This window comes from Streptomyces sp. NPDC088747, assembly GCF_044751025.1.
Lineage (GTDB): Bacteria > Actinomycetota > Actinomycetes > Streptomycetales > Streptomycetaceae > Streptomyces.
The window spans coordinates 152,875-172,601 of the sequence record NZ_JBIVKZ010000003.1 but is presented as its reverse complement, the minus strand read 5'-3'; the positions used below and the strand labels follow the sequence as shown (position 1 = coordinate 172,601).

The window sequence follows — 19,727 nt, the reverse complement described above, 5'->3', positions numbered from 1 at the left end:
TGCCGGTGATGCCGGAGCTGTCGCAGGAGACCGAGCAGGGGAGGGCCGTCCTGCCCTTCGGGGCGGCGGAGGTGACGGGTCCGTCCATGGTGCCCACGCTGCGGCACGGGGATCGGCTCGTCGTGCAGTACGGGGCGCGGGTGCGGCCCGGTGACGTGGTCGTCCTGCGCCATCCGTTCCAGCAGGATCTGCTGGTCGTCAAGCGGATCGCGGAGCGGCGTGAGGGCGGCTGGTGGGTGCTCGGCGACAACGCGTACGCCGGCGGGGACAGCACCGACTACGGCACCGTGCCCGAGGACCTCGTCCTCGGGAAGGTGCGGTTCCGGTACCGGCCGCTGAGCAGGGATCAGCGGTCGCCGTTCGCGCTGGTGCGCTGGGCGCTGGGCGCGGCCAGGCCGGTACTGTCCGGCCGGTCCGCCTCCAGGCGCTTGCGGGCCCGGTAGGCGGCCACGTTGGCGCGGGTCGCGCAGCGGTCCGAGCAGTACCGCCGGGAGCGGTTGGTGGACGTGTCGAGGTAGGCGTTGCGGCAGGGCGCGGCCTCGCACAGGCCGAGGCGGTCGACACCGTGTTCCGTCAGGTGGAAGGCCAGGCCCATCGCCGCGATCGCCGCGTAACCCGCGGTCGCGTTCGAGGGGTGGTCCGCCAGGTGCATGTGCCACAGCGGGCGCCCGTTGTCGTCCCGGTAGTCGTGTCCGGAGATCTGCGGGCTGACCGGGAACTCCAGCAGAAGTGAGTTCAGCAGGTCCACGGCCAGGGTCTCGTTGCCGCCGTCGGCCGCCTCGAAGACCGCGCGGAGCCGGGCCCGTACGGAACGGAAGCGGGTGACGTCCGCGTCCGTGGCCCGGCGGGCGGCCGAGGAGTTCCCCCCGAAGAGGTCACGGACGGCGTCCACCGAGGTGAGCGAGTCCTTGCCCCGGACCGGCTCCTCGCTGTTGACGAGGCGTACCGCGTAATCCGAGTAATAGGCCAGTTCCACTTGTAGTCCTTACGGAGGCGCTCTATCGTCGGGGAAGCGGGGGAAGTAACGGATGCCTGCGCTTCAAGGGTATTACGGGCTGTGCCGGGAGCACGCGGCTAAGCGAAGAAGGGGCTTTCATGACCACCACCACCGGAACCGACTGGGGCGCCTGGCAGGAGAGCTGGGACCGTCAGCAGGAGTGGTACATGCCGGACCGCGAGGAGCGCTTCCGGGTGATGCTCGACATGGTGGAGGCCCTCGTCGGGCCCGAGCCGCGCGTCCTGGACCTCGCCTGCGGCACGGGAACCATCACGGCCCGCCTGCTGGACCGCTTCCCGGGGGCCACCAGCACCGGCGTCGACCTCGACCCCGCGCTGCTCGCCATCGCCGAGGGCACCTTCGCGGGCGACGACCGGGTCACCTTCGTGACGGCCGACCTCAAGGACCCGCGGTGGCCCGCCCGGCTGCCGTACGACTCGTACGACGCGGTCCTGACCGCCACGGCCCTGCACTGGCTGCACAGTGAACCCCTCACGGTTCTCTACGGCCGGATCGCGGAACTCGTCCGCGACGGCGGTGTGTTCATGAACGCCGACCACATGATCGACGAGTCGACGCCCCGGATCAACGCGGCGGAGCGCGCTCAGCGGCACACCCGGATGGACCGGGCGAAGGCGGACGGCGTGCTCGACTGGGCCGAATGGTGGCAGCTCGCCGCCCAGGACCCGGTGCTCGCCGCGCCGACCGCACGCCGGTTCGAGATCTACGGCGAGCACGCGGACGGCGACACCCCCTCGCCCGACTGGCACGCCCGCACACTCCGCGAGCAGGGCTTCGCGGAGGCCAGGCCCGTCTGGCGCTCGCCCTCCGACGCGCTGGTACTCGCGGTGAAGTAGACCCAGCGGCGCGCTCGGGGACAGCGGAAGGGGCTGCCGCTCGGGGGGCGGCGGAAGGAGCGGTCGCTCGGGGGCAGTGGGAGGAGCGGTTGCTCGGGGCAGCGAAGGGGCGGTCGCTCGGGGACGGCGAAGGGGCGGTACGGAGTCTCCCGTACCGCCCCTTCCGCTCCGTACCGTCAGAGCACCTTCGACAGGAACGACTGCGTCCGCTCGTGCTGCGGATTCGTCAGTACGTCGCGGGGGTTGCCCGCCTCGACCACCACGCCGCCGTCCATGAAGACCAGCGAGTCGCCCACCTCGCGGGCGAAGCCCATCTCGTGGGTGACGACGATCATCGTCATGCCGGACTCGGCGAGGTCGCGCATGACGTCCAGGACGTCACCGACCAGCTCCGGGTCGAGCGCCGAGGTCGGCTCGTCGAAGAGCATCAGCTTCGGGTCCATCGCCAGCGCGCGGGCGATCGCCACGCGCTGCTGCTGGCCGCCGGAGAGCTGCGAGGGGTAGGTCTTCGCCTTGTCGGCCAGGCCCACCCTCTCCAGGAGCTGGCCCGCGCGCTCCCGCGCCTGGGACCTGCTGACGCCCTTGACCTGGACCGGCGCCTCCATGACGTTCTCCAGCGCCGTCATGTGCGGGAACAGGTTGAAGCGCTGGAACACCATGCCGATGTCCCGCCGCTTCAGCGCGACCTCGCTGTCCTTGAGCTCGTACAGCTTGTCGCCCTTCTGGCGGTAGCCGACCAGCTCACCGTCGACGTACAGACGCCCGGCGTTGATCTTCTCGAGGTGGTTGATACACCTGAGGAAGGTCGACTTGCCGGAGCCGGACGGGCCGATGAGGCAGAACACCTCGCCGGTGTTCACCTGGAGGTCGATGCCCTTGAGAACCTCGACGGGACCGAAGGACTTGTGGACGCCCTCGGACTTCACCATGGCGGTCACTTCGCGCCCCTCTCACTGCCCAGCGAAAGCATGCTCGCCTTGATCTTCTGCCAGGGAGTGGCGGGGAGGCTACGGCTGGAACCGCGCGCGTAGTACCGCTCCAGGTAGTACTGGAAGACGCTGAACACGCTGGTCATGACCAGGTACCAGATCGAGGCGACGAAGAGCATCTCCATCACCGCGTACGACGTGGAGCCGATCGCCGAGGTCGAACGCAGCAGCTCGTTGTACGTGACCGCGTACACCAGCGACGAGGTCTTGAGCATGTTGATGAACTCGTTGCCGGTCGGCGGCACGATGACACGCATCGCCTGCGGGATCACGATCCGGCGCAGGGTCTTCGTGTGGCTCATGCCCAGCGCGTGCGAGGCCTCGGTCTGGCCCTCGTCGACGGCCAGCAGGCCGGCGCGGCAGATCTCGGCCATGTACGCGGCCTCGTTCAGGCCGAGCCCCAGCAGGGCGCACATGAACGGGGTCATGACGTCCGTCATCTCGTCCTTGTAGATCGGACCGAGGTTGAGGACGGGGAAGATCAGCGCCAGGTTGAACCAGAGGAGCAGCTGGACGTAGACCGGGGTGCCGCGGAAGAACCAGATGTAGAGCCAGGCGACGGTACTGGTCACCGGGTTCTTCGAGAGCCGCATCACGGCGAGCACGATGCCGAGCACCACGCCCAGGATCATGGCGAGCACGCTGATCAGCAGCGTGCGGCCGGCTCCCTGGACGACGCTCGACACGAAGAGCTGGTCGCCGACCGTGGACCACTGGATGTCGCCCTGCGAGAACGCGTAGACGATCGCCGCGAGGAGCGCGACGACGATGACGCCGCTGACCCAGCGGCCGTAGTGCCGGACGGGGATCGCCTTGATGGCCTCCGGGCCGCCCGGGGGCACCGGGGGCGCGGAGACCGGGTCCCCCGGCGGCGGGGTGTCCGAAGGAGACTTGTCGAACTTGTCAGTCACGTGACTGCCCTTCAGTGGTGCGCACGGCTCACTTGCCGCCGTTGATCACGGACTTGTCGATCGCGCCCGACTCCGCGCCCCACTTCTCCAGCACCTTCTGGTACGAACCGTCCGCGATGATCGCGTCGACGGCTTCCTTCAGCACATCGCGGAGCTCGGTGTTCTTCTTGCTCAGCACGATGCCGAACGGTCCGGCGTCGTACTGCTCGCCGACGACCTCGAACGCGTTGCCGCCGTCGGCCTTGCGCGACAGGTCCAGGGCCACCGGGTAGTCGTTGATACCGGCCACCGCGCCGCCGGACTTCACACGGGTCTGCGCCTCGGTGTCGTTCTCGAAGGACTCGATCTTGACGGCCTTCTCACCGCCGTCGGTGCACTTCTTCGACTGGTCCTTGAGGGCTTCCTCGTACGTGGTGCCACGCTGCACCGCGGCCGTCTTCCCGCACAGGTCCTCGATGCCGTTGACGCCCTCGGGGTTGCCCTTCTTGACGTAGATGGCCGTGCCCGCGACGAAGTAGTCGACGAAGTCGACGCCCTCACCGAGCTTCTTGCCGTCGTCGTCCAGGCCCTCCTGGCGCTGCTTGTTGTCCGTGATGGACGACATCGCGATGTCGTAGCGGCCCGAGTTCACCGCGGTGATCAGGCCGTCGAAGGAGCCCGAGGTGAACTTGAACTCGACACCGAGCTGCTTGCCGAGCGCCGCGGCGATGTCCGGGTCGACACCGACGATCTTGCCGCCCTCCACCGACTCCATGGGGGCGTACTCGGCGTTCGTGCCGACCTTGATCACGCCGGCGTCCTGGATCGCCTTCGGCAGCTTGGAGAAGAGGGGAGCGCTGTTGGACGGCTCCGAGGAGCTGTCGCCCTCGTCGCTCTTGGTCTGGTCGCCGCAGCCGGCGAGCAGCAGGGCCCCCGCGACCGCGATCGCACCGACCGCGGCTGTCCGGGAGCGCTTGGCGGCAGTACGACGGATAAAGCTTGCGGTCATGTTGGGTCCTCCGGCGGAAGAGAGAGGTGCCGATGGGTCGACGAGAACACACACCTTCGGGTGTCGCGACCTTGTGTGATTACGGCATCTTGCCATTCGGACCTCGTCATTCAGGCGGCCAGCTATGTCAAAATCGGATAACGGGTGACCCCCGAACCGCCGCAGGCCGGTACATCGAGGCCGGACCTTATACGGGAACCGGTGCTTCCGGCCGGAAGATCTTCGGCGCATCTCAGGATGCGAACGCCCTTTACTCCGCACATGCGGTGTCATGCGGGCATGTCACGGACTTGTCCACATATTCGGCTATGAGTCATGTCACCGACGTGTTGCCTTCGCCCTATGGACTCGCGGACGGCCCGGTCCGTCGGGTAGGAAGGTTCTTTACACCCCTCATCCGGGGCTCAGGGCGCGTGTGCGGCGCGCCCGTCGCGTATCGCCCGTACGCAACCACGGCGGCTGGGCCTGCGCGGTGCCCGCCCACCCCTCAATCAGGAGTGGTCACCCTCAGACATTAAGACTTAAGGGGTAAAACAAAGTGGCAGCGGAGATTGTCAATCCTCGCACCGCGAGCAGTGGTGACAGCAGCGGCGGTGACAGCGGCACCGAGGGCAGTACGGGTCAGGAGCGCGCGGGCGAGCCCCTCGATTCCTTCGACCCCGCGTTCGCGCTGCACCGCGGCGGCAAGATGGCCGTGCAGGCCACCGTGCCCATCCGCGACAAGGACGACCTTTCCCTCGCGTACACGCCCGGCGTCGCCAAGGTGTGCAGCGCGATCGCCGAGCAGCCGGAACTGGTCCACGACTACACGTGGAAGTCGTCGGTGGTCGCCGTCGTGACGGACGGTACGGCGGTTCTGGGACTCGGGGACATCGGTCCCGAGGCCTCCCTTCCGGTGATGGAGGGGAAGGCGATCCTCTTCAAGCAGTTCGGCGGGGTCGACGCCGTGCCGATCGCGCTCGCCTGCACCGGCGTCGACGAGATCGTCGAGACGGTGGTCCGGCTGGCGCCCTCCTTCGGGGGAGTGAACCTGGAGGACATCTCCGCGCCCCGCTGCTTCGAGATCGAGCGCAGGCTCCAGGAGCGGCTGGACATCCCGGTCTTCCACGACGACCAGCACGGCACCGCCGTCGTGACCCTGGCGGCCCTGCGCAACGCCGCGAAGCTCACCGGGCGTGAGCTGGGTGACCTGCGCGCGGTGATCTCCGGCGCGGGTGCGGCCGGTGTCGCCATCGCCAAGTTCCTGCTCAAGGCCGGTCTCGGGGATGTCGCCGTCACCGACCGCAAGGGTGTCGTCTCCAGGGACCGCGACGACCTGACGGACGTCAAGCGCGAACTGGCCTCGATCACCAACAAGGCGGGCATCTCCGGTTCGCTGGAGTCCGCCCTGTCCGGCGCCGACGTCTTCATCGGTGTCTCCGGCGGTACGGTGCCGGAGCCGGCGGTGGCTTCCATGGCCGAGGGCGCGTTCGTGTTCGCCATGGCCAACCCGAACCCCGAGGTGCATCCGGACATCGCCCACAAGTACGCGGCCGTCGTCGCGACCGGGCGGTCGGACTTCCCGAACCAGATCAACAACGTGCTGGCGTTTCCCGGGATCTTCGCCGGGGCGCTTCAGGTGCGGGCCTCGCGGATCACCGAGGGGATGAAGATCGCTGCGGCGGACGCGTTGGCGGCGGTGGTCGGGGACGATCTCGCCGCGGACTATGTGATTCCCTCGCCGTTCGACGAGCGGGTGGCTCCCGCGGTTACTGCCGCGGTGGCCGCGGCCGCTCGGGCGGAGGGTGTGGCTCGGCGCTGACGCGTTGACAGGGCCCCGCCGGGATCTCCTGGTGGGGCCTTTTTCGCCCCCTCCGCCCCTTCCCGTCCCGTTCCTGGGGGCTGCGCCCCCAGACCCCCCTGTCGCGCTTCGCGCTCGTCCTCAAACGCCGGACGGGCTGGAAGTCTCTAGCGCCGCCCGGGGTAAAAGTTTCAGCCCCTCCGGCGTTTGAGGAGCGGGGGTTCGGGGGCGGAGCCCCCGAGTACGGGACGGGTAGGGGCGGAGGGGGCGAAAACCCTGTGACCTGAGCCTCGGACATCGCGGGACGCGTGTCACAGAGGGGACTGGTTCCGTCCGGCGGGGGCGGAGCCTATCGTCGGGGCCATGTTCGCTGCCTACGCCGCCCGAATCGACCGCGACCAGCCGCTCAGCGCCCTGGAGCTGGGCGAGCGCCCGGCCCCGGGGAAGAGCCCCGGCTGGACGACCGTGAACGTACGGGCCGCCTCCCTCAACCACCACGACCTGTGGTCCCTGCGCGGAGTCGGCCTGCCCGAGGACAAGCTGCCGATGATCCTCGGATGTGACGCCGCCGGGATCGACGAGGACGGCAACGAGGTCGTACTCCACTCCGTCATCGGCCAGACGGGCCACGGCGTCGGCCCCAAGGAACCCCGCTCCATCCTCACGGAGCGCTACCAGGGCACCTTCGCGGAACAGGTCACCGTCCCCACGTGGAACGTGCTCCCGAAACCCCGCGAACTGTCGTTCGCCGAGGCCGCCTGCCTGCCCACCGCCTGGCTCACGGCCTACCGCATGCTCTTCACGAACGCCGGAGTACGCCCCGGCGACTCCGTCCTCGTCCAGGGCGCCGGCGGCGGCGTGGCGACGGCCGCGATCGTGCTGGGGAAGGCCGCCGGTCTGCGGGTCTTCGCCACCAGCCGCGACGAGGCCAAGCGGAAGCGGGCCGTCGAACTGGGGGCGGTGGAGGCGCTCGAATCCGGGGCGCGGCTGCCGCAGCGGGTCGACGCCGTCATCGAGACGGTGGGCGCCGCCACCTGGTCGCACTCGGTCAAGTCACTCCGCCCCGGGGGCACCCTGGTCATCTCGGGCGCCACCAGCGGAGACCGGCCCTCGCACGCCGAACTCACCCGGATCTTCTTCCTCGAACTGAAGGTCGTCGGCTCGACCATGGGCACCAAGGACGAACTGGAGGACCTGCTCTCCTTCTGCGCGACCACCGGTGTACGACCCGTCATCGACGAGGTGTTCCCGCTCGACCGGGCCCGCGAGGGCTTCGAACGGCTGGAGTCCGGCGATCAGTTCGGGAAGATCGTCCTCACGGTGGGCTGACTGCTTGGAATGACTACTTGGGCTGACGACTTGGAGTGATGACTGCCGGCGGTTATCGGCGAACGGCGCGGATGGCGCGGATGGCGGGCTCGGCTTCTTCGAGCCCGCCATCCGCCGTCCACCTGTCAACTGTGGTTGACGAGTGCTGAGTGTCAATGTAGGTTGACATCATGACCGAAGCAACCGATCTTGCCGAGCGCGCGGGTGATCGCGATCCGCGCATCGGGCTGCGGGCGGTCTCCGCGCTGCGGAGGCTGCTGGAGCAGTTGGAAGCGGTACAGGTGCGCAGTGCGCGCAATCAGGGCTGGTCCTGGCAGGAGATCGCCGCGGAACTCGGAGTGACCAGGCAGGCCGTGCACAAGAAGTACGGGAGGCAGTGATGTTCGAGCGGTTCACGAAGGACGCGCGGGCCGTCGTCGAGGGTGCGGTCGAGCACTGTGCACGCGCGGGGGAGGGGCGGGTCGAGGAAGCGCACATGCTGCTCGCCCTCCTCGACCGGGAGGGCAGCCGTGGTTCGTTCGCCCTGGCCTCGCTCGGGCTGACCGGACGGCGTGACTCGGTCGTACGGCAACTCGCCGAGGCGCGGCGGCGAGGCGGGCTCTCCCGCGCGGACGCCGACGCCCTTTCCGGGCTCGGCATCGACCTCTCGGAGATCGTTTCCCGGATCGAGGAGGCCCACGGTGTCGGAGCGCTGGAGTCGGGGCGGCGGCCCGGCCGACGGTCGCGGCGCCCCGGCTTCGCTCCGGGGTCCAAGGACGTGCTGACCCAGTCCCTGCGGATCGCTCTCGCTCACCAGGACCGGCACATCGGGGACGAGCACCTGCTGATGGCGCTCACCTCCCGGCCCGGCGTCCCCGCCGAGGTGCTGGCCGACCACGGGGTGACGTACGCGGGGGTCGCCCGGGTGTTGTACGGGGGTGGGGAGGCCAAGGCGGGGTGAGGCCAAGGCTGGGTGAGGCCGGGATGAGGGGCGGGGGCTTTCGGCTTCCGCCCCTGATGACTGAGGCCAGCCCGCCCGCCTCTCAAGGACCGGCTCAGCGGCTGTCCAGGCCGGGGCTAGGAGCTCTCGGCTCTGCGCAGGGTCGACCCGATGTGTGCCGCCGCCCTCGACAAGTGGTCGCGGGTCAGGCGTAGTTGGTCCTCCGTCACCCCGTGGTCGCGGGCCGCGTCGCGGATGTCGTCGCGGAAACGGTCCAGGAGGCGGTCGAGGTCGCGGGCAGGGTTGCCGGTGGAGTCCTCGTGGGCCCAGGAGGGTTCGTAGCCGGCGGGGAAGTCGTCCGGGGTGTCGGTGTACTCCGGCCCCCTCGGCTCCTTGGCTGCGTTCGCCTTGGTCTGCTTCGTCTCCTTCGCCGGGTCGGCTGCCGGGTCGGTCCGGCCGAAGCCGAAGTCCTTTCCGAAATCCTTCCCGAAGTCCTTGCTCAGGTCCTTGCCGAAGTTCTTTCCGAACTCGCCGAACTCCTTGGCCAGTTCGGTCAGGCCCTCGCGGACGCCCGTCGGCCAGTCGCCCCGAGCGAAGTGGTCCTGGACCTGGTCCTGGACATGCCTTGCCATACGCTGCATCTCCTCCTGGGCCTGGGCGCGGGCCCGCTCCTGAGCCTCCTTGGCCTGACGGCGGGCGCGCTGAGCCTCGTCGCGGGCGCGGCGGCTCTCGTCCTTCGCGCGGCGTGCCTGCTCCTTCCACTCCTGCTTGACGCGCCGCATCTCCTCCTTCGCGACCCGCCACGACTCCTTGTCGCGGAAGTCCCCGAAGTCCCCGGACTCGCCCTGTGCGGTCTCGTGCTCCCCGCCCGCACCCGCGCCGCCACCGGTGCCGCCGCGCTGAGCCTCCGTGGCCGCCGCCCGCATCTCGCGTCGCAGGTCACCCGCGGCGCCCCGGACGTCGGCGCGGATCTCGGCCGCGAGCTCGGCCACCGAGTTGCGGATCTCCAGCTCCAGATCGGCCAGCTCACCGCTGCGGTCGGCCAGCTCGGCACGGCCCGCGTCCGTGATCGCGTACACCTTGCGACCGCCCTCGGTCGTGTGCGTGACCAGCCCCTCGGTCTCCAGCTTCGCCAGCCGGGGATAGACGGTGCCCGCCGAAGGGGCGTACAGGCCCTGGAAGCGCTCCTCCAGGAGCCGGATCACCTCGTACCCGTGGCGCGGCGCCTCGTCCAGCAGCTTCAGGAGGTAGAGGCGAAGGCGGCCATGGGCGAAGACGGGGGGCATCTCAGAGCACCTTCTTGTCGGTGGGGGCGTCGGACGCGGTGTCGGAGGGAGTGCCGGGCGGGGTCGCAGAGGGTGCGTCGGTGGGAGCGCCAGTCGCGGTATCGGAGTGTGCGTCGGACGGAGTTACGGGCGGGGTCTCGGTGGGTGCGTCCGCGGGGGTGTCGCGCGGAGTGGCCGGGGCGGGGCTCGTAGGTGCGGCGGGGGGCGCGTCGTGCGGGTCCTCGGGGGGCTCGGGGGTCGCGTCTCGCGGGGCCTCCCGCGGTTCGTCCTCCGTCGGTGGCCTGCGCAGCAGGGCGATGGAGCCGGAGACGGTCACCGCCTTCAGCTTGCCGTTGCCCGCGCCCAGTCGGCCGGTGATCTTCTTGGCGCCCCACTGTCCGCCGACCCGGAGGTCCTCGAAGGCGCTGGAGACACTGCCGCTCGCGGTGTTCGCCTCCACGACCGCGTCCGCCGGCTGGGGGAGCCTGATGGCGATCTCGCCCGAGACGTTCGACAACTGGACGTCCGTCGGAGAGCCCGTGGCGTCCAGGTCCACGATCATCGAGCCGCTCACCGACTCGGCCCGCACGGAGGAGCCGGAACCCTCGACGACCGTCAGGTCACCGGAGACGGAGTGGAAGCGGAGGTCGCCGGTGACGGCCTGGGCCTCCAGGTTCCCCGACACCGTGTCCACGCGGACCGGACCCGACACGCGCACCAGGGTCGTGTCGCCCGTGACGCCCTTCACCGCGACCCGGCCGTCCATGCCGGACACCACGGCGGCGGCGCCGACCACGCCCACTTCGACCTGGGTGCCCACCGGGACGGCCAGCGAGACCACCGCGTGGCGGCGCCAGCCCTTGCGGTCGAGCCACTTGAGGAAGCCCTTCCACGGAAGGTCCTCGTACGCCACCGTGAGCGTGCCGTCCTCCTGGGTCACCTGGAGCGGCGGGCCGTCCAGCTCGGAGACTTCCAGTCGGGCGGAACCCTCGTCGGTACCCACGACGTTCACTGTTCCGTTGACCACGCGCACACGCAGCGCGGTCACGGGGGCGTCGAAGACGAGCTTGCCGGGCTCTGCGACGGACCACTCGGACATGGTGCGACCTCCTCGACGGGATCGGGACGGGACGCGCCATATCGCGTCTTCCACGTAACACGATATATCGCGGATACGGAAAGTCAAGACACTCTTTCGACGGCTCCTGTGCGGGCAAAAGGGGCAAGTCTCCCGGAACTGGGCCTAACGTATGACCATGTCCACGACGCCCGGTGAGCCCTCCGGCCGAACCCCCGGCACCGCCGCCGGCGCCCTTCTCCTCTGCCGGGCGCGGCCCGAGTCCGTCGGATCAGCCGCGCATCTGCTGCGTGAGCGGATGCTGCTCACCTCGGCCGGTGCCGAGTGGAGTGTGCTGGTTCCCGAGGGCAGGCCCTGGCTGGACGAGGCCGAACCCGTCGACCGGGTGCTCACCGGCTGGGCCACCGCTCTCGCCGTCGGCGCCCCCTGGCCCGTACTCGCCCTCTGGTGGGACGGCGACCACAGCGGCTGCACGCTCGCCTCGGGTTTCCGCCGTACCGTCGGCTACGAGTGGCTGGCGAACGGCACCCCGGTCGGCGAGGACGAGGCGATGCGCACCTTCGCCGCCCGCCTCGGTCTCGACCCCGTGCTCGACATGCAGTCCCTGGAGCAGCTGACCGAGCCGGACGCCACCGCGGACGCCCGTACCCGCATGCTCGGGCTGCTCGCCGTCCTCACGCGCGCGGGGGTGGCACTTCCGCCCGGGATCGTCCCCGGGGAGCCGGTCGGAAAGCTACGGGAAGCAGCCCGGGTTCAGCCCGGTGCCGAGCAGATCGAGTGGCCCGGGTGGCGTGCCGCCGTCGGCGCGGAGCTCGACGTCGTGGAGGGCGGCAGCCTGGGGCCCTGGCTGCGGGGCCCGAAGGCCCGTGCCCTGGCCGTGGCCCAGTTGGCCGCCGGCCTCCCGCTCGCCGTCTGGGGTGCGCGGCGCGGCAGCGGCGGCTGGACCGCGACGGGGGCCCTGCTGGTGATCCACGGCGCCCTCGGGCTGGCGTACGACCGCCTCCGGACCGTCGACTGACCCGCCCGGAACCGTCCCCCGAAGGACAACCGTCCCCCGAAGGGCCGCCGTCCCCGGACGGGCTACCGAGCCCCGCCGGGCCACCAACCCTCGCCGGGCTACCGACCCCCGCCGGGCATCCGACCCCCGCCGGGCATCCGACCCCCGCCGGGCATCCGAGCCCCGCCGGGCATCCGAGCCCCGCCGGGCATCCGAGCCCCGCCGGGCCACCGCCCCCCCCGCCGGACAACCACCCCCCGCCCCCTACTCCTCGTCGTCCTCGTCATCCAGTCGCGCCAGCCACGTCGCCAACCGCTCCACCGGCACCTCGAAGTCCGGGTTGAGATCGACAAACGTGCGCAGTTGCTCGGCGAGCCACTCGAAGGTGACTTCTTCCTCGCCGCGCCGCTTCTCCAGTTCCTCGATGCCGCGGTCCGTGAAGTACAACTCATGCTCCTGATGCGAACGGGACGAGCCCGGGACAAGCCCGGGGCAGGCCCGGGGATCTACCCCTTCAGGGTAGGCCGTGGTCCCGGCAGTACCGAGGCCTGTACGGCGAACGCCGGAGGCCCGGCTCCCTCGGAAGGGAACCGGGCCTCCGTCGTCGTACGAGCCGGGTCGGGACCCCTGTCGGATCCCCGGCTCCGAGACCTACGCCTCGAACACCTCGCGAACGAGCTGCTCCTGCTCGGCCTGGTGCCGCTTCGCGGAGCCGACCGCGGGGGACGAGCCGGCCGGGCGCGAGATGCGCCGGAGCCGCTCGCCGTGCGGGATGTCGGCGCCGACCGCGAGGTCGAGGTGGTCGATCAGGTTGAGGGCGATGAAGGGCCACGCGCCCTGGTTCGCCGGCTCCTCCTGGGCCCACAGGTACTTCTCGGCGTTCGGGTACTTGGCGATCTCCGCCTGGAGCTCGGCACCCGGGAGGGGGTACAGGCGCTCGATGCGGATGATGGCCGTGTCCGTGCTGCCGCGCTTCTTACGCTCGGCCTCAAGGTCGTAGTAGAGCTTGCCGGCGCAGAAGACGACCTTGCGGACGGCCGCGGCGTCGACGGTCTCGTCGCCGATGACGGGGCGGAAGCCGCCCGTCGTGAACTCCTCCGCGCTCGACGCGGCGGCCTTGAGGCGCAGCATCGACTTCGGGGTGAAGACCACCAGCGGCTTGTGGTGCGGGTTGTGCACCTGCCACCGCAGGAGGTGGAAGTAGTTCGACGGGAGCGTCGGCTGCGCGACCGTCATGTTGTTCTGCGCGCACAGCTGGAGGAAGCGCTCGATGCGGGCCGAGGAGTGGTCCGGGCCCTGGCCCTCGTAGCCGTGCGGCAGGAGCAGGGTGACGCCGGACGTCTGGCCCCACTTCTGCTCGGCCGCCGAGATGTACTCGTCGACGACGGTCTGCGCGCCGTTGACGAAGTCGCCGAACTGCGCCTCCCACATCACCAGCGACTCGGGACGGGCCAGCGAGTAGCCGTACTCGAAGCCCATGACCGCGTACTCGGAGAGCAGCGAGTCGTAGACGTTGTAGCGGGCCTGCTCGTCCGAGAGGTACTGGAGCGGGGTGAAGTCCTCACCCGTGCGGCGGTCGATCAGCACCGCGTGGCGCTGGCCGAACGTGCCGCGGCGGGAGTCCTGGCCCGACAGACGGACCGGGGTGCCCTCCAGCAGCAGCGAGCCGATGGCGAGGGTCTCGCCCATGCCCCAGTCGATCGTGTCGTCCTCGATCATCGCCGCCCTGCGCTGCAACTGCGGGAGCAGCCGCGGGTGCACGGTGACGTGGTCGGGGATGTTGACCTGGGACTCGGCGATGCGCTTCACGACCTCCTGGGAGATCGCGGTCGCCACGGCCACCGGGAACTCGGCCTGCACCTCGGGGACATGGGCCTCGGGCGCCTGCGAGATGGCCTCGCGGACCTCGGTGAAGACCTTCTCCAGCTGGCCCTGGAAGTCCTGGAGCGCCTGCTCCGCCTCTTCGAGGGTGATGTCGCCGCGACCGATCAGGGACTCGGTGTAGAGCTTGCGCACCGAGCGCTTCTTGTCGATCAGGTCGTACATCAGCGGCTGCGTGAACGCCGGGTTGTCGGACTCGTTGTGGCCCCGACGGCGGTAGCAGATCAGGTCGATGACGACGTCCTTGTTGAACGCCTGGCGGAACTCGAAGGCGAGGCGCGCGACGCGGACGACGGCCTCGGGGTCGTCGCCGTTCACGTGGAAGATCGGCGCCTCGATCATGCGGGCCACGTCGGTGGCGTACATCGACGAACGCGACGACTCCGGGGCGGCGGTGAAGCCGACCTGGTTGTTGATGACGATGTGGACCGTGCCGCCCGTGCGGTAGCCGCGCAGCTGCGACATGTTGAGCGTCTCGGCGACCACACCCTGGCCCGCGAAGGCCGCGTCACCGTGCAGGGCGACGGGCAGGACCGTGAAGTCCGTGCCGCCCTTGTTGATGATGTCCTGCTTGGCGCGGGCGATGCCCTCGATGATCGGGTCGACCGTCTCCAGGTGGGACGGGTTCGCCGCGAGCGAGACCTTGATCTGCTCGCCGTCCAGGCCGGTGAAGGTGCCGTTGGCGCCCAGGTGGTACTTGACGTCGCCGGAGCCGTGCATCGACTTCGGGTCGAGGTTGCCCTCGAACTCGCGGAAGATCTGGGCGTACGACTTGCCGACGATGTTGGCCAGGACGTTCAGCCGGCCGCGGTGGGCCATGCCGATGACGACCTCGTCGAGGCGCGACTCGGCGGCCGAGTCGATGACCGCGTCGAGCAGCGGGATGACCGACTCGCCGCCCTCCAGGGAGAAGCGCTTCTGGCCGACGTACTTCGTCTGCAGGAAGGTCTCGAAGGCCTCCGCCGCGTTCAGCCGGCGCAGGATCCGCAGCTGCTCCTCGCGCTCCGGCTTGGAGTGCGAGCGCTCGATGCGGTCCTGGATCCACTTGCGCTGCTTGGGGTCCTGGATGTGCATGAACTCGACGCCGGTGGTGCGGCAGTACGAGTCGCGCAGCACGCCGAGGATGTCGCGCAGCTTCATCAGGGACTTGCCCGCGAAACCGCCGACCGCGAACTCGCGCTCCAGGTCCCACAGGGTGAGGCCGTGCTCGGTGATGTCCAGGTCGGGGTGCTTGCGCTGGCGGTACTCCAGCGGGTCGGTGTCGGCCATGACGTGGCCGCGGACCCGGTAGGAGTGGATCAGCTCGAAGACCCGGGCGGCCTTGGTGACGTCGTCGTCGTGGCTGGCGTCGATGTCCTTGAGCCAGCGGACCGGCTCGTAGGGGATGCGCAGGGCCTCGAAGACCTCGTCGAAGAAGCCGTTCTCGCCGAGGAGGAGGTTGGCGACGATCCGCAGGAACTCGCCGGAGGCGGCACCCTGGATGACCCGGTGGTCGTAGGTCGACGTGAGCGTCATGACCTTCGAGATGCCGAGCTTGTTCAGGGTGTCCTGGGAGGTGCCCTGGAACTCCGCCGGGTAGTCCATCGAGCCGACGCCCATGATGACCGACTGTCCGGGCATCAGGCGCGGCACGGAGTGGACGGTGCCGAGGCCGCCGGGGTTGGTCAGCGAGACCGTGACACCGGTGAAGTCGTCCATCGTCAGCTTGCCGTCACGGGCGCGGCGGACGATGTCCTCGTAGGCCTGCCAGAACTCGAAGAAGTTCAGCGTCTCGGCCTTCTTGATGCCCGCGACGACCAGCTGGCGGTCGCCGTTGGGCTTCACCAGGTCGATGGCGAGGCCGAAGTTGACGTGCTCCGGCTTGACCAGGGTCGGCTTGCCGTCCTTCTCCGTGAAGGAGTAGTTCATGGACGGCATGGCCTTGATGGCCTGCACCATCGCGTAGCCGATGAGGTGGGTGAAGGAGATCTTCCCGCCCCGGGCGCGCTTCAGGTGGTTGTTGATGACGATGCGGTTGTCGAAGAGCAGCTTCACCGGGACGGCGCGCACGGACGTGGCCGTGGGCACCTCGACCGAGGCGTTCATGTTCTTCGCGACCGCGGCGGCGGGGCCGCGCAGCGTCACGTACTCGGGTCCTGCCGGGGCCTCGGTGGCGGGCTCGGCCTTCGCGGCGGCCGGCTTGGCGGCGGCCGGAGCGGCCTTCGCCGGAGCCGGGGACGCAGCCGGGGCCGCGGCCGCGGCGGGCTTGGCCGGAGCGGCGGCGGCGGGCTGAGCGGGCGCGGGCGCCGGGGCGGGCGTCGGCGCGGCCTGCGCCGGCGGAGCCGTCCGGACGGGCGCGGCAGGCGCCGCGGGAGCGGTCGGAGCTGCTGGGGTGGTCGCTGCGGCCCCCGCGGCCGCAGTGCCCGACGGAGGCGAGGCGACGGCGGCGCCCGGCTTGTAGTCGGCGAAGAAGTCCCACCAGGCTCGGTCTACCGAATTCGGGTCCTGGAGGTACTGCTGATAGATCTCGTCGACGAGCCACTCATTGGGACCGAACGCGGCAGCGGGGTTCTTCCCCGTTGCTTGGTCTTCGGTCGAGATGCTCGAGTTACTGGGGGACTGTGGCGACACGGCGGCAACCGCCCTCTTCCGCTTCACAAGGTGATGGACAGCGGGAATCAAGGCTACGCCCCCGTGGCCGGGAAGGTCAGGCCGGGCCCGTGCATCGTCGTGTAAGTCACACCGGAAAGCGTGTTTCGGGGGTGGATATGGCGGGAAACAAGCGTGGTTCCGCTTCGGAAAGGGCACGTCGGCGTCGGTAGATCGCAGGTCGCGGCACGAATCACGCGGCCCTTTGCCTGATCACACGTGTCCGTCGGTGACGGACGCCGGTGGATCTTGTGGCTCCGGTTCGAACTTTACGTCAACTTGGCAGAGAAGGAAGCCCCGGAAGGCTGACCTGGATCCGGCAGCCCCGCTCGGATTCGGCCACCCTGATGCGGCCGCCGTGCAGATCGACCGCCCACCGTGCGATGGCCAGGCCGAGGCCCGTACCGCCGTCGCTGCCGGGACCGTGCGGCGAGGGGACCCCGCCGCGGTTGAACCGCTCGAAGACGCGGTGCCACTCCGACTTCGGAATGCCGGGGCCCTCGTCCAGGATCTCCAGGGCGAGGGACTCGGGGAGGTCGCCCCGTCTGGCCTTGACGGTGACGCGGCCGTGCGGGGGGCTGTGCTTGACCGCGTTGTCGATGAGGTTGGCGACGACCTGGTGGATCCGCTCCGGGTCCGCGTGCGCGGTCAGCTCGGGCGGTGACACGTCGAGGTGCAGATGGACGTCCGTGCGGGTGTGGCTCCCGGAGCCCGACGCGATGCCCGCGCGCGCGGAGGCGACCATGTTGGCCTCCTTCAGGACGCCCGACAGGTACGGCCACACCTCGAAGCGGCGCCGGCGCAGCGGTACGACGCCGTTGTCCAGCCGGGACAGGTCCAGCAGCGTCTCCACCAGTCGCCCCAGGCGCTCCGTCTGCTTGAGCGCGGTCCGCATGGTCTCGGGATCGGCGGCGGAGACACCGTCCACGACGTTCTCCAGGACGGCGCGCAGCCCTGCGATGGGGGTGCGCAGCTCGTGGGAGACGTTCGCCACGAGCTCCTTGCGCTGCCGGTCCTGGGCCTCCAGCTCGTCGGCCATGAGGTTGATCGTCTGGGCCAGGTCGCCCAGCTCGTCACGGCGGTCGTCGCGCACCCGGCGGGTGTAGTCGCCGTGCGAGATGGACCGGGCGACCGCGTTCATCTCGTCCAGCGGTGCGGTGAGCGAGTGCGCCACGAACTGCGTTATCAGCAGGGTGGCGATCATCGAGAAGACCGTGATGAAACGCAGCTCGGTCTGGGTGCGCGCCGCGATGATCGAGAGACCGGTGGTGATGAAGACCGAGACGACGACCAGGGTGCCGAGCTTGGTCTTGATGGAGAAGGGCCGTACGCCGCTCCAGGGACTCTCGTCCCCGGACCGCCCGAGTCCGGAGTCCGCCCGGCGGCGCTCCCCGAACCCGGGTCTCGCGCTCTTGCGTTCCCCGAACCCGCTCATCACATCAGCCCCCTCGACAAGGTCCCGGCAGAGGCCCGGCTCAGGGAGTCGGGGTCTCCAGGGCGTAGCCCACGCCGTGCACCGTACGGATCCGCTCGGCGCCGATCTTCCGGCGCAGCGCCTTGATGTGGCTGTCGACGGTCCGTGTGCCGGAAGCGTCCGCCCAGTCCCACACCTCGGCGAGCAACTGCTCACGCGAGAGTACGGCCCGCGGTGTGTTCGCGAGGCATACGAGGAGGTCGAACTCGGTGGGCGTGAGGTGCACGTCCTCCGAGCGCACCCGTACCCGGCGCTGCGCGTGGTCGATCTCCAGCTCGCCGAGCCGGAGGATCCCGCTGCGCGGCGTCGAGGCGGCCACCACGGCGCGCTCCACCCGGCGCAGCAGGACGTGCACGCGGGCGGCCAGCTCACGCATGGAGAACGGTTTCGTCATGTAGTCGTCGGCGCCGACGCCAAGACCGACCAGCATGTCGGTCTCGTCGTCGCGCGCTGTGAGCATCAGCACCGGCACCGGGCGCTGGGCCTGCACGCGGCGGCAGACCTCAAGCCCGTCGAAGCCGGGCAGCATGATGTCGAGGATCAGCAGATCGGGCTGCCAGGCCTCGGCGGTGTCGACGGCGGCCGGGCCGTCGCCCGCGGTTTGCACCAGGAATCCCTCGGCGCGCAGACGTGCCGCGATGGCGTCGACGATCGTCGGGTCGTCCTCGACGACGAGAACCCGTCGTTGAGCGCCGGGCGTCGCCGCCGCGCCGTTCTGGGAGGTGTGTGTCTGCTCCATCGCCCGCCCCTGAGGTGTGCTTTCCGGAATCCGTGGGGTGATCCCATGACTGCGCTTGACGCTTGAATGATCTGCGTCAGGGAAGCAGAGTACGGGCAGTAACCACGCCTCGGCTATCCAGGTCTTACCGCGAGATGGACGACGTCGGGAACGCCCCGGGCAACGGGGATCTCTTCGGTACGCACCCCCGTGAACCCGGCATTCCGTAGGGTTCCTTCAAATTCCGGAGAGGGCTGGGCGGACCACACCGCGAGTACCCCGCCGGGCCTCAACGCCCGTGCGCAGCTTGCCAGTCCGGGCTTCGAGTAGAGGCTTTCGTTGCCCTCGGTGACCGTCCAGCCGGGCCCGTTGTCGATGTCCAGGCACAGGGCGTCGTATGTGTCGCAGATCTCATTGACGTGGGCGAGCAGATCCGCTTCGACGATGTGCGTACGCGGGTCGGTGCGGGCCCGGTCGGAGAGGGCGGACAGCGGCCCGTCGAGGTGCCAGTCGATGACCGCCGGCTCGCGTTCCACGACGGTGATGCGCCCCCAGCGCGGGTCCGAGGCCGCGTGCGCGAGTGAGAATCCGACGCCGAGACCACCGATCAGCACACTCGGCTCCGGCCGCCCGTCCAGCGCGTCACGGGCGGCGTCCACGAGCAGCCGCTCCGAACGCCCGTCGGAGGTGTCCATCAAGAAGCACCCGTTGGCGATGATCTGCAGCAGCACGCCATGCCGCCGCAACACGACCTCGCCGTACGGGCCCTCGCGACGGTCGATCACCGCGGGGGCGTCGTACGAGGTGGCAGGAGTGTCGTACGAGGAGGCGGGGGTGCCGTACGAGGTGGCCATCGGCCCATCTTGGCAGCCGGGCGGCGCCGGGTGGCGGAATTCCCGGACGTCCGGCGCCCTCG

At 69.9% G+C, this 19,727-nt stretch carries 18 protein-coding genes; 7 read left to right on the top strand and 11 right to left on the bottom strand.

The window, feature by feature from the left end; all coding sequences use genetic code 11:
- The first annotated feature begins 8 nt into the window (after positions 1-8).
- Positions 9-443 (top strand): nickel-type superoxide dismutase maturation protease, encoded by a 435-nt coding sequence (gene sodX / locus ACIP79_RS09130; RefSeq protein ID WP_401221325.1) that lies wholly within the window; start codon positions 9-11, stop codon positions 441-443.
- Here the strand turns inward: sodX and ACIP79_RS09125 are convergent.
- Positions 347-976 carry a CGNR zinc finger domain-containing protein gene (locus tag ACIP79_RS09125; protein ID WP_383686274.1) on the bottom strand — a complete coding sequence of 210 codons (630 nt, stop codon included), beginning with the start codon at positions 974-976 and terminating at the stop codon, positions 347-349. The genes sodX and ACIP79_RS09125 overlap by 97 nt on opposite strands.
- Positions 977-1,095: 119 nt before the next feature.
- Here ACIP79_RS09125 and ACIP79_RS09120 point away from each other — a divergent pair, with 119 nt between their 5' ends.
- A complete protein-coding gene (locus ACIP79_RS09120; RefSeq protein WP_401221321.1) occupies positions 1,096-1,854 on the top strand; it encodes a class I SAM-dependent methyltransferase in 759 nt (252 codons plus the stop codon).
- A 176-nt stretch (positions 1,855-2,030) separates the two neighbouring features.
- On the opposite strand, the gene ACIP79_RS09115 is transcribed toward ACIP79_RS09120, so the two are convergent.
- The 3 genes from ACIP79_RS09115 to ACIP79_RS09105 are packed head-to-tail and all read right to left on the bottom strand — an operon-like array spanning position 2,031 to position 4,742.
- A complete protein-coding gene (locus ACIP79_RS09115) occupies positions 2,031-2,792 on the bottom strand; it encodes an amino acid ABC transporter ATP-binding protein (protein ID WP_401221318.1) in 762 nt (253 codons plus the stop codon).
- Complete coding sequence (locus ACIP79_RS09110; RefSeq protein ID WP_383686268.1) at positions 2,789-3,754, bottom strand: amino acid ABC transporter permease; 966 nt, start codon at positions 3,752-3,754, stop codon at positions 2,789-2,791. The genes ACIP79_RS09115 and ACIP79_RS09110 overlap by 4 nt, the downstream gene beginning before the upstream one ends.
- A gap of 28 nt (positions 3,755-3,782) precedes the next feature.
- Complete coding sequence (locus ACIP79_RS09105; RefSeq protein ID WP_401221315.1) at positions 3,783-4,742, bottom strand: ABC transporter substrate-binding protein; 960 nt, start codon at positions 4,740-4,742, stop codon at positions 3,783-3,785.
- Between the two features lie 538 nt (positions 4,743-5,280).
- On the opposite strand from ACIP79_RS09105, the gene ACIP79_RS09100 reads away from it, so the two are divergent.
- The 4 genes from ACIP79_RS09100 (at position 5,281) to ACIP79_RS09085 (ending at position 8,791) form a co-directional block, all read left to right on the top strand.
- Positions 5,281-6,543, top strand: a complete 1,263-nt coding sequence (locus ACIP79_RS09100; protein ID WP_401221312.1) for an NADP-dependent malic enzyme — start codon at positions 5,281-5,283, stop codon at positions 6,541-6,543.
- A gap of 342 nt (positions 6,544-6,885) precedes the next feature.
- Positions 6,886-7,851, top strand: coding sequence for a zinc-binding dehydrogenase (locus tag ACIP79_RS09095; protein WP_383682836.1), 966 nt, complete (start codon positions 6,886-6,888; stop codon positions 7,849-7,851).
- Between the two features lie 170 nt (positions 7,852-8,021).
- The gene (locus ACIP79_RS09090; protein WP_266832452.1) at positions 8,022-8,231 is read left to right on the top strand and encodes an HTH domain-containing protein; all 210 of its coding nucleotides are present in this window, start codon (positions 8,022-8,024) and stop codon (positions 8,229-8,231) included.
- Positions 8,231-8,791 (top strand): Clp protease N-terminal domain-containing protein, encoded by a 561-nt coding sequence (locus ACIP79_RS09085; protein ID WP_383682833.1) that lies wholly within the window; start codon positions 8,231-8,233, stop codon positions 8,789-8,791. Before ACIP79_RS09090 ends, ACIP79_RS09085 begins: the two co-directional genes overlap by 1 nt.
- Positions 8,792-8,907: 116 nt before the next feature.
- Here ACIP79_RS09085 and ACIP79_RS09080 read toward each other — a convergent pair whose 3' ends face one another.
- On the bottom strand, positions 8,908-10,056 hold the full coding sequence (locus ACIP79_RS09080) for a helix-turn-helix transcriptional regulator (RefSeq protein ID WP_401221307.1): 1,149 nt from the start codon (positions 10,054-10,056) through the stop codon (positions 8,908-8,910).
- Between the two features lies 1 nt (position 10,057).
- The gene (locus ACIP79_RS09075) at positions 10,058-11,134 is read right to left on the bottom strand and encodes a DUF4097 family beta strand repeat-containing protein (protein WP_401221304.1); all 1,077 of its coding nucleotides are present in this window, start codon (positions 11,132-11,134) and stop codon (positions 10,058-10,060) included.
- A gap of 157 nt (positions 11,135-11,291) precedes the next feature.
- On the opposite strand from ACIP79_RS09075, the gene ACIP79_RS09070 reads away from it, so the two are divergent.
- A complete protein-coding gene (locus ACIP79_RS09070; protein ID WP_401221301.1) occupies positions 11,292-12,131 on the top strand; it encodes a hypothetical protein in 840 nt (279 codons plus the stop codon).
- Between the two features lie 243 nt (positions 12,132-12,374).
- Here the strand turns inward: ACIP79_RS09070 and ACIP79_RS09065 are convergent, their stop codons facing one another.
- The 5 genes from ACIP79_RS09065 to ACIP79_RS09045 form a co-directional block, all read right to left on the bottom strand.
- Positions 12,375-12,557, bottom strand: a complete 183-nt coding sequence (locus tag ACIP79_RS09065) for a DUF6104 family protein (protein ID WP_005312030.1) — start codon at positions 12,555-12,557, stop codon at positions 12,375-12,377.
- A gap of 204 nt (positions 12,558-12,761) precedes the next feature.
- Positions 12,762-16,601, bottom strand: coding sequence for a multifunctional oxoglutarate decarboxylase/oxoglutarate dehydrogenase thiamine pyrophosphate-binding subunit/dihydrolipoyllysine-residue succinyltransferase subunit (locus tag ACIP79_RS09060; protein ID WP_401221296.1), 3,840 nt, complete (start codon positions 16,599-16,601; stop codon positions 12,762-12,764).
- Between the two features lie 292 nt (positions 16,602-16,893).
- A complete protein-coding gene (locus ACIP79_RS09055; RefSeq protein ID WP_401221294.1) occupies positions 16,894-18,054 on the bottom strand; it encodes an ATP-binding protein in 1,161 nt (386 codons plus the stop codon).
- 40 nt (positions 18,055-18,094) lie between these two features.
- Entirely contained in the window at positions 18,095-18,832 is a 738-nt protein-coding gene (locus tag ACIP79_RS09050; protein ID WP_266454356.1) for a response regulator transcription factor, read from the bottom strand.
- Positions 18,833-18,945: 113 nt separating this feature from the next.
- Positions 18,946-19,665 (bottom strand): spermidine synthase, encoded by a 720-nt coding sequence (locus tag ACIP79_RS09045; protein WP_401221291.1) that lies wholly within the window; start codon positions 19,663-19,665, stop codon positions 18,946-18,948.
- Positions 19,666-19,727: the final 62 nt, after the last annotated feature.